This window comes from Streptomyces sp. NPDC046759 (genome assembly GCF_040645475.1).
Lineage (GTDB): Bacteria > Actinomycetota > Actinomycetes > Streptomycetales > Streptomycetaceae > Streptomyces.
Genome location: NZ_JBEYYJ010000063.1, coordinates 1 through 9653 on the forward strand (window position 1 = coordinate 1; position 9653 = coordinate 9653).

Sequence of the window (9653 nt, forward strand, 5' to 3'; positions counted from 1 at the left end):
ACGCTCGGCTGGGAAACCCCAGCCGAGCGCCTGCATAAACTGCTCGCGGCCTGATCAACACGACCACGTGTTGCGACGACCCCTAGAAACCGCCCACCGGCGGCCGGGCCCTTGGCGTCGTGGACGTCAGCGCTTGTGCTGGCTGTCCGCCACCGTCACCTCGACGCGCTGGAACTCCTTCAGCTCGCTGTAGCCGGTGGTGGCCATCGCACGGCGCAGGGCACCGAAGAAGTTCATCGAGCCGTCGGGGCTGTGGGACGGGCCGGTGAGGATCTCCTCGACCGTGCCGACCGTGCCCAGGTCGACCTTCTTGCCGCGCGGCAGCTCCTCGTTGACCGCCTCCATGCCCCAGTGGTGGCCCTTGCCGGGCGCGTCCGTGCCGCGCGCCAGCGGGGAGCCCATCATCACCGCGTCGGCACCGCAGGCGATCGCCTTCGGGAGGTCGCCGGACCAGCCGACGCCACCGTCCGCGATCACGTGCACGTACCGGCCGCCGGACTCGTCCATGTAGTCGCGGCGGGCGGCGGCCACGTCGGCGACGGCCGTCGCCATCGGGACCTGGATGCCGAGCACGTTGCGCGTGGTGTGGGCGGCGCCGCCGCCGAAGCCGACGAGGACGCCGGCCGCGCCGGTGCGCATCAGGTGCAGGGCGGCGGTGTAGGTGGCACAGCCGCCGACGATCACCGGGACGTCCAGCTCGTAGATGAACTGCTTCAGGTTCAGCGGCTCGTGCGAGGAGGAGACGTGCTCCGCCGAGACCGTCGTACCGCGGATGACGAAGATGTCCACGCCCGCGTCCACGACCGCCTTGGAGAACTGGGCGGTGCGCTGCGGGGAGAGCGCGGCGGCCGTGACCACGCCGGAGTCGCGCACCTCCTTGATGCGCGCGCCGATCAGCTCCTCCTTGATGGGCGCCGCGTAGATCTCCTGCAGGCGGCGGGTCGCCTGCTCGGCGGGCAGCTCGGCGATCTCGTCCAGCAGCGGCTGCGGGTCCTCGTACCGCGTCCACAGGCCCTCGAGGTTGAGCACGCCCAGGCCGCCCAGCTCGCCGATGCGGATGGCCGTGGACGGGGAGACGACGGAGTCCATCGGGGCGGCCAGGAACGGCAGCTCGAAGCGGTAGGCGTCGATCTGCCAGGCGATCGAGACCTCCTTCGGGTCCCGGGTACGGCGGCTGGGGACGACGGCGATGTCGTCGAAGGCGTACGCCCGGCGGCCGCGCTTGCCGCGCCCGATCTCGATCTCAGTCACGTCTGTGGCCTTTCCCTATGCGTTGCAGCGCCTTCCAGTATCGCCGACGGGTACGACAAGGGCGGCCCCGGATGCTCCGGAGCCGCCCCTTCCCGGCCTCACGCGCGCGTGGGCGTCACTTCTTGCTGCTGTAGTTCGGCGCCTCGACCGTCATCTGGATGTCGTGCGGGTGGCTCTCCTTCAGGCCCGCCGAGGTGATCCGCACGAAGCGGCCCTTGGACTCCATCTCCTCGATGGTGGCGGCGCCGACGTAGCCCATCGTCTGGCGCAGGCCGCCGACGAGCTGGTGCAGGACGTTGGCGAGCGGACCACGGTAGGGCACCTGGCCCTCGACGCCCTCGGGCACGAGCTTCTCGTCGGCGGTCACCTCGGCCTGGAAGTAGCGGTCCTTCGAGTACGACTTGCCCTGGCCGCGGGACTGCATGGCGCCCAGCGACCCCATGCCCCGGTACGACTTGAACTGCTTGCCGTTGATGAAGAGCAGTTCGCCCGGGGACTCCTCGCAGCCGGCGAGGAGGCTGCCCAGCATCACGGTGTCGGCGCCGGCGGCCAGCGCCTTGCCGATGTCGCCGGAGTACTGCAGGCCGCCGTCGCCGATCAGCGGGATACCGGCGGGACGGGCCGCGAGGGAGGCCTCGTAGATGGCGGTGACCTGGGGAACGCCGATGCCGGCGACGACACGGGTGGTGCAGATGGAGCCCGGGCCCACGCCCACCTTGATGCCGTCCACACCGGCGTCGATCAGCGCCTGGGCGCCGTCGCGGGTGGCGACGTTGCCGCCGACCACGTCGACGTCGACACTCGACTTGATCTTCGACATCCAGCTCAGGGCGTTGCTGTTGTGGCCGTGCGAGGTGTCGACGACCAGGAAGTCCACACCGGCCTGGGCGAGCGCCTGGGCGCGCTCCAGCGCCTCCGGGCTGGCACCGACCGCGGCACCGACCAGCAGCCGGCCCTCGGCGTCCTTGGCGGCGTTGGGGTACTGCTCGGCCTTCACGAAGTCCTTGACCGTGATCAGGCCCTTCAGGACGCCCTCGTCGTCCACCAGCGGCAGCTTCTCGATCTTGTGCTTGCGCAGCAGCTCCATGGCCTCCGGGCCGGAGATGCCGACGTGACCGGTGACCAGCGGCATCGGGGTCATGACCTCGTGCACGCGGCGGGTGCGGTCGCTCTCGAAAGCCATGTCGCGGTTGGTCACGATGCCGAGCAGCTTGCCGGCCGGATCGGTGACCGGGACACCGCTGATGCGGAACTTCGCGCACAGGGCGTCCGCCTCGGCGAGCGTGGCCTCCGGGTGCACCGTGATCGGGTCGGTGACCATGCCCGATTCGGACCGCTTCACCAGGTCGACCTGGTTGACCTGGTCCTCGATGGAGAGGTTGCGGTGCAGCACGCCGACGCCGCCCAGCCGGGCCATCGCGATCGCCATCCTGGACTCGGTCACCTTGTCCATCGCCGCCGACAGCAGCGGGATGTTCACCCGGACGTTGCGGGAGATGCGGGACGAGGTGTCGGCCGCGTTGGGAAGCACCTCGGATGCACCCGGCAGCAGCAGCACGTCGTCGTAGGTCAGCCCGAGTGTCGCGAATTTACCGGGCACTCCGTCGACGTTGGCAGTCATGACACCTTCCCCAAATGGCCTTGATCGGTGCGGATGTCCATGCTAACGGGAAGCGTCGTCAGCAAATTCCACGGTACGGGGTCACTTCAGGCTTCGTATGTTCGTACGGAAGCCGAAGCGCGCCTGTTCAACAAGGGGAGCTGTCAGGGCTCCACGCAAGGGTCTTACTGCTCGGCGAGAGCCCGCAGGCGGCTCAGTGCCCGATGCTGGGCGACCCGGACCGCGCCGGGTGACATTCCCAACATCTGCCCCGTCTCCTCCGCGGTCAAGCCCACGGCGATGCGCAGCAGGAGCAGTTCGCGCTGGTTCTCGGGGAGGTTGGCCAGCAGCTTCTTGGCCCACTCGGCGTCGCTGCTGAGCAGGGCGCGCTCCTCGGGACCCAGGGAGTCGTCGGGCCGTTCCGGCATCTCGTCCGAGGGCACCGCCGTCGAACCCGGGTGGCGCATGGCGGCGCGCTGCAGGTCGGCGACCTTGTGGGAGGCGATGGCGAAGACGAACGCCTCGAAGGGACGGCCGGTGTCGCGGTAGCGGGGCAGCGCGAGCAGGACGGCGACGCAGACCTCCTGGGCGAGATCCTCGACGAAGTGGCGCGCGTCGCCGGGCAGCCGCGACAGCCGGGTCCGGCAGTAGCGCAGCGCCAGAGGATGGACGTGGGCGAGCAGATCGTGCGTGGCCTGCTCGTCTCCGTCGACGGCACGATGAACGAGCGCACCGATCGCCCCGTGGGCCGTGCCCGCCTCGTCGTCGCGCATCGGTCCATGGTGCCTTGCGGCCGTCCGGTCCGTCGCATCGTGCTCGTGGTTGTGCACCGAAGCGTTATGAGCAGGTGCGCCGGCACTCATTCCCTGCGCCCTCCCCTTCCGCTCGACCGACTCGTCCCCGAGAGACTCCACATCTCAAGGATGCGGCATCCGCGCCGAAACGAGCAGCGCCTGTCCGGCAGGCCGCCTTGCGCAGCGCCCGCCGCGGCGCCTGGGACAGTCGTACGACCCGGGCGCGTACGACCGCGCCGCCCGCGCTCCGCCCGTCGCCGTGCGGCGCGGACCACGGGTGTTGGCGCAGTGGATCTGCGCTCTTGCGCACGGCGGCTCGTCCGGCCGGCGGTCTGCGGCACGCCCCCTCGGGTGTGACGGGGTCCACCTGTCGGCGTCGCATCACGGCCGCTTCCACGGACAGCCGGAACACCCGTCAGGCCGCGTCACCGACACTCGCGTCACCGGCGCCCACCTCCGCCCCGGCCACGGCGCCCATGTCGAGCCCCATGACGGCGCCCACGTCGGCGCCCGACAGCGCCTGGGCACGGCACGGCACGGCACCCGCTTGCGGCCCCACCGGGGCACTCGCCTCCAGGCCGGTCCCCGCCCCGGGATCCGTACGTACGTGTCCCCGCCAGGAGGAGCAGGGCGACGCCTGCGCCGGAGCGGGGTCAGGGGCGCCGTCGCCCACGGCATGCTCGATCGGGCCGTGCCCGCGCGACGCCGCAGCCAGGCCGTGCCCGCGCGACGCCGCAGCCAGGCCGTGCCCGCGCGACGCCGCAGCCGGGGCACGGCTGTGTACGGCACGCCGGGACACACCCCGTCGAAACGGCACCGCTGCCGCGGGGTACTTTCGCGCACGCCCGGGCCCGGCCGCCGCACAACACTGCGGGCCCGGGGCTGGGTGCGGCCCCGAGAGGGCGCTCGGCCGGCCCCGCGCGCGGCGAGGGACGGGCGCGGTGCCGTAGGTGTGTGGCGTTCGGGTCGGCGGACGGCCCAGACCCGGTGAGGGGGCCGGCGAGGTGCCCGGCTGCCGCCAAGGGGGGCGGACAGGCGTCCGGCTCCGGGAGTGGTGCCCGCTGCCGGCCGGCCCCGCCTGCCCCGCGGGGCTGGGCACCGGCTACCGGACCAGTCCCCAGCGGAAGCCGAGCGCCACCGCGTGGGCCCGGTCCGAGGCGCCGAGCTTCTTGAACAGGCGCCGCGCGTGCGTCTTGACGGTGTCCTCGGAGAGGAAGAGCTCGCGGCCGATCTCGGCATTGGAGCGGCCGTGACTCATGCCCTCCAGCACCTGGATCTCACGCGCGGTGAGCGTGGGCGCGGCGCCCATCTCGGCCGAGCGCAGGCGGCGGGGCGCGAGTCGCCACGTCGGGTCGGCCAGCGCCTGCGTCACCGTGGCGCGCAGCTCCGCGCGGGAGGCGTCCTTGTGCAGGTAGCCCCGGGCACCCGCGGCGACCGCGAGGGCCACGCCGTCCAGGTCCTCCGCGACGGTGAGCATGATGATGCGCGCGCCGGGGTCGGCGGACAGCAGGCGGCGCACGGTCTCCACACCGCCCAGGCCGGGCATGCGCACGTCCATCAGGATGAGATCGGAGCGGTCGGCACCCCAGCGGCGGAGGACTTCCTCGCCGTTGGCCGCCGTCGTCACACGCTCGACACCGGGCACGGTCGCGACCGCGCGGCGGAGCGCCTCTCGGGCAAGCGGGGAGTCGTCGCAGACGAGGACGGATGTCATGACCGCCCTCCGCAGCTGATGCGCGTCACCTTGAGCCTCCAGGCTGGTACGGAATCGTCACCTGTGCGGTCGACCGTCTCGGACGCCTGCCCGAGCGCTTGTGTTTTCAACCGCCTCCGCACTCTCAACGACGGTCACTCGAAAGAGTTACGGGGCTACATGCCGTCTTCGGCACTCTACGTGAGGGGCCCGCCACGGTGCAGATACGGCCGACGGACCCTCAACTTTTCATCACAACAGTGCCCCATTCGGCCCCTTTTCTTCCCGTTTCGAGGTGTCCGAGGCTAGATTCGCAATGAGTCATATTTTCATCTCCTTAGACCGGAGATGTACGGTCGTTGGCACCGTATCCGCCCAAAACGGCTACAAGGGGTCACGTAATGGCAGATTTCTCCCGCCTTCCCGGACCGAACGCGGACCTGTGGGACTGGCAGCTGCTGGCTGCCTGCCGCGGCGTGGACAGCTCGCTCTTCTTCCACCCCGAGGGCGAGCGCGGGGCGGCTCGGAGCGCTCGCGAGAACTCGGCCAAGGAGGTCTGCATGAGGTGCCCGGTCCGCGCGGAGTGCGCGGCACACGCGCTGGCGGTTCGCGAGCCGTACGGCGTCTGGGGCGGCCTGACCGAGGACGAGCGTGAGGAGTTGATGGGGCGCGCGCGCAACCGCCTGGTGACGGCCTCGGCCGTCGGCGCGGACACCGTCCCAGACCACTGAAGGAACGTTTCTGCACCCACAGACCACCGGGTGCGCTCACTCCCTCCACCCAGGGCACGCCGCGTCGCCACGTGCGTGCCCTCGACTCCGCCGCGTATCCCTACGCCGGACGCGCCGCCGCCCGGGCCAGCTGTTCCAGCGTCGCCGCCACGGCCGGCACCTGTGCCAGGTCGGGCAGCGTGAGGGCGACGATCTCGCGCCGCACCACCGGTTCCAGCCGTACCGTGCGCACACCCCTGGGCCGTACCGACTCCACCGCCAGCTGGGGCAGCACGGCGACCCCAAGGCCCGCGCCGACCAGGCCGGCCACCGCCGGGTAGTCGTCCGTGGCGAAGTCGATGCGCGGGGTGAAACCGGCCCCCTCGCACACCTCGACCAGCTGGCCGCGGCACCGCGGGCAGCCCGCGATCCAGGGCTCCCGGGCCAGCTCGCCGATGGCGACGGTCTCCGCGCGCGCCAGGCGGTGCCTTTCGGGCACCAGGGCGACCAGGCGGTCCGTCAGCAGGGGCCGCACGATCAGGTCGCCCCAGTCCTCGGCGACCGCGGCACCCTCGTAGCGGAAGGCCAGGGTCAGGTCGCAGTCACCCTCGCGGAGCAACTCCACGGACCTCGGGGGTTCGGCCTCCTCCAGGGAGACGCGGGTGCCGGGATGGGCGGCGCGCAGGGCGGCCAGGGCGGTGGGGACCAGGGTGGAGCTGCCGCTGGGGAAGGAGACCAGCCGGACCCGGCCGGCGCGCAGGCCCGCGATGGCGGCGACCTCCTCCTCGGCCGCGGTGAGCCCGGCGAGGATGCCGGAGGCGTGCCTGACCAGGGCTTCTCCGGCCTGGGTCAGCCGCATCTCGCGGCCGCTGCGGACCAGCAGCGGGGTGCCGACCGAGGTCTCCAGGGCCTTCATCTGCTGGCTGACCGCGGGCTGGGTGCAGCCCAGCTCGCGCCCCGCCGCCGAGAAGGAACCGGTGGCGGCGACGGCGCGCAGGACGCGGAGATGGCGGGCCTCGATCACCCTTCGAGCATAAGGCCACCTTGGGGATCGTGCGCCATATTCGCTCGACGCTTTGAGGTGGGTCCCGTACCGTGCGGGCATGAAGCTTCTCTCGCTCAATCTGGGCCGGCCCCAGCCGGTGCCGTACACGGACCAGCCGCAGGGCGTGACGGGCATCGACAAGAAGCCGGTCGACGGGCCGGTGCGGGTGACGGCGCCGGGCCCCAAGGGGGTCGGGGCCGGCGGGCTCGCCGGGGACGCGGTCTGCGACATGCGGCACCACGGCGGTGACGACCAGGCGGTGTATGCCTACGCGCGCGAGGACCTCGACGACTGGGAGCGAGAACTCGGCCGATCTTTGGCCAACGGTTGCTTCGGTGAGAACCTGACGACCGACGGGCTCGACGTGTCCGGCGCCCTGATCGGCGAGCGCTGGCGGGTCGGCTCCGAGCTGGTGCTCGAGGTGACCTCGGGCCGGATTCCGTGTCGTACGTTCCAGGGCCATCTGGGCGAACGCGGCTGGGTCAAGAGGTTCACACAGAAGGGCGCAACCGGTGCCTACCTCCGGGTGATCGCGCCGGGTGAGATACGGGCGGGCGATCCGATCGAGGTCATGCACCGGCCGGACCACGGGGTGACGGTGGCGATGCAGTTCCGCGCGGTCACCACCGAGCGGCAGCTGCTGCCGCAGCTGCTCGCGGCCGGCGAGGCGCTGAACCGGGAGTCGCTGGCCGCCGCCCGCGCGTACCTGTCCCGGCAGGGGAGCTGAGGCGCGGCACCCGCGGGAGCGGCGGGCCGGCCCGTCAGGGGCGGGAGCGTCGAAGGCCGCCGGGCGGCCCACCGCCCGGGACACCGGGGACCCACGAGGGCAGCGGACGCGCCGGCTCCGGGTCACTACCCTTGGGCCATGACAACGGCTCTGATTACGGGATCGACCGCGGGGATCGGCGCCGCGTTCGCGCGGCGGCTGGCGGCTGACGGGCACGACCTCGTCCTGGTGGCGCGCGACACCAAACGGCTGCGCGAACAGGCGACCGAACTGCACGACCGGCACGGCATCGAGGTGGAGGTGCTCACCGCCGACCTGTCCGAGGACAAGGGCATCGAGACGGTGGCCGACCGCCTCGGCGACCGGAAGAACCCGGTCGACCTGCTGGTCAACAACGCCGGCTTCGGCAACAAGGGCCGCTATCTGGACGTGACCATGGCCGACGAGCTGAGGATGCTCAAGGTGCACTGCGAGGCGGTGCTCCGGCTGACCTCGGCGGCGGCCGAGGCCATGCGCGAGCGGGGCCGGGGCGGCGTCGTCAACGTCGCCTCCGTCGCCGCCTTCGTGCCGCGCGGCACCTACGGCGCCTCCAAGGCGTGGGTCGTTCAGTTCACCCAGGGCGCGGCCAAGGACCTGGCCGGCAGCGGCGTCCGCCTGATGGCCCTGTGCCCCGGTTTCGTGCGCACCGAGTTCCACCAGCGGGCCGGGATGGGCACGGACAACATCCCGGGCTGGATGTGGCTCGACGCCGACAAACTGGTCGCGGCGGCCCTGGCCGACCTGGCCCGCGGCAAGTCGCTGTCCATCCCCGACCCCCGCTACAAGGCCCTGATGGGCCTGGTGAAGGTCGCCCCGCGCGGGCTGCTGGGCGGGATCACGTCGAAGACGGGGCGCAAGTACGGGCCGCAGTAGCGGACGGGTGGCGCTGCCGTCCCGGTGCGAAAATGAGCGTGACACAACCGGGTCAGGGGGGCCGGGAGGCGGCGTCATGACCTTCTTGCAGCTCATCGAGTGCAGGACGAGCCGGCTGGACGAGATGAACCGGCTCATGGACGACTGGGTGGAGCAGACCAAGGGCAAGCGGACGGCGACGCACGCGCTGGTCGGCAAGGACCGCTCGGACGCGTCGCACATCGTCGAAGTGGTGGAGTTCGCGTCGTACGAGGAAGCGATGCGGAACTCGAACCTCCCGGAGACCGACAGGATCTTCCAGGGGATGGTCGCCCTGTGCGACGAGATGCCGGCGTTCACCGATCTGGACGTCGTGCGGGACGAGCGGCTGGCCGAGGACACCGTGCGGCGGTTCTTCGGGGCGCTGGAGACGTCCGGCGAACTGCCGCCGCTCAACGATCTGCTGAACGAGGACATCCACAGCCACGACCCGGTGAACCCCCAGGACACCATCGGGCTGGACAACGCCCGCGCCGAGTACCGGATGTGGCGCGCGGCCTTCGACTTCGCCTTCACGGTCGAGGACGTGCTCGCCCAGGACGACCGGGCCTGCGCACGCTGGACCTGGAAGGCCACGCACAAGGGCGACTTCCTGGGGATCGCGCCCACCGGCAGGCAGGTCGCCATGACGGGGGTGACGCTGTTCCGCTTCGGCGACGACGGCAAGATCGCCGAGATCTGGTGGCAGGAGGACCAGCTCGGGCTGATGCAACAGCTGGGGGCGCTGGACGAGCTGGAGCAGTAGCGGGCGGCCGGTGGGCACAAGGGCGAGGGCCCGGCACCCCCTCCTTCCGTTCTAGTGGTCGTCGCAACACCCCAGTTCAGGGGATGCGATGGACTTCGAGATTCGGAAGGTGCGGAGCCCTCAGGGCCGCAAGAAGC

At 71.5% G+C, this 9653-nt stretch carries 10 protein-coding genes; 4 read left to right on the forward strand and 6 right to left on the reverse strand.

Features of this window, described 5'->3' with window-relative positions; translation table 11 throughout:
- Positions 1 to 126 precede the first annotated feature (126 nt).
- The 5 genes from ABZ919_RS41145 to ABZ919_RS41165 all read right to left on the reverse strand — a co-directional run bounded on the left by ABZ919_RS41145 (position 127) and on the right by ABZ919_RS41165 (position 5359).
- Entirely contained in the window at positions 127 to 1251 is a 1125-nt protein-coding gene (locus tag ABZ919_RS41145) for a GuaB3 family IMP dehydrogenase-related protein (RefSeq protein ID WP_361259347.1), read from the reverse strand.
- 115 nt (positions 1252 to 1366) lie between these two features.
- Positions 1367 to 2872: an IMP dehydrogenase gene (gene guaB / locus ABZ919_RS41150; RefSeq protein ID WP_361259351.1), complete on the reverse strand. Its 1506-nt coding sequence runs from the start codon at positions 2870 to 2872 to the stop codon at positions 1367 to 1369.
- 164 nt (positions 2873 to 3036) lie between these two features.
- Positions 3037 to 3624, reverse strand: a complete 588-nt coding sequence (locus ABZ919_RS41155; RefSeq protein ID WP_030641278.1) for a sigma-70 family RNA polymerase sigma factor — start codon at positions 3622 to 3624, stop codon at positions 3037 to 3039.
- 436 nt (positions 3625 to 4060) lie between these two features.
- Complete coding sequence (locus ABZ919_RS41160) at positions 4061 to 4204, reverse strand: hypothetical protein (RefSeq protein ID WP_361259354.1); 144 nt, start codon at positions 4202 to 4204, stop codon at positions 4061 to 4063.
- Between the two features lie 543 nt (positions 4205 to 4747).
- Entirely contained in the window at positions 4748 to 5359 is a 612-nt protein-coding gene (locus ABZ919_RS41165; RefSeq protein ID WP_003948568.1) for a response regulator transcription factor, read from the reverse strand.
- A gap of 380 nt (positions 5360 to 5739) precedes the next feature.
- Between ABZ919_RS41165 and ABZ919_RS41170 the strand changes: the two genes are divergently transcribed.
- Entirely contained in the window at positions 5740 to 6069 is a 330-nt protein-coding gene (locus ABZ919_RS41170) for a WhiB family transcriptional regulator (RefSeq protein WP_361259357.1), read from the forward strand.
- A gap of 100 nt (positions 6070 to 6169) precedes the next feature.
- Here the strand turns inward: ABZ919_RS41170 and ABZ919_RS41175 are convergent, their stop codons facing one another.
- The gene (locus ABZ919_RS41175) at positions 6170 to 7072 is read right to left on the reverse strand and encodes a LysR family transcriptional regulator (protein WP_361259360.1); all 903 of its coding nucleotides are present in this window, start codon (positions 7070 to 7072) and stop codon (positions 6170 to 6172) included.
- A gap of 79 nt (positions 7073 to 7151) precedes the next feature.
- Here ABZ919_RS41175 and ABZ919_RS41180 point away from each other — a divergent pair, with 79 nt between their 5' ends.
- The 3 genes from ABZ919_RS41180 (at position 7152) to ABZ919_RS41190 (ending at position 9516) form a co-directional block, all read left to right on the forward strand.
- Positions 7152 to 7820 carry an MOSC domain-containing protein gene (locus tag ABZ919_RS41180; RefSeq protein ID WP_361259363.1) on the forward strand — a complete coding sequence of 223 codons (669 nt, stop codon included), beginning with the start codon at positions 7152 to 7154 and terminating at the stop codon, positions 7818 to 7820.
- A gap of 138 nt (positions 7821 to 7958) precedes the next feature.
- A complete protein-coding gene (locus ABZ919_RS41185; protein ID WP_361259366.1) occupies positions 7959 to 8732 on the forward strand; it encodes an SDR family oxidoreductase in 774 nt (257 codons plus the stop codon).
- Positions 8733 to 8808: 76 nt separating this feature from the next.
- Positions 8809 to 9516 (forward strand): ester cyclase, encoded by a 708-nt coding sequence (locus ABZ919_RS41190; protein WP_361259369.1) that lies wholly within the window; start codon positions 8809 to 8811, stop codon positions 9514 to 9516.
- Positions 9517 to 9653 lie beyond the last annotated feature (137 nt).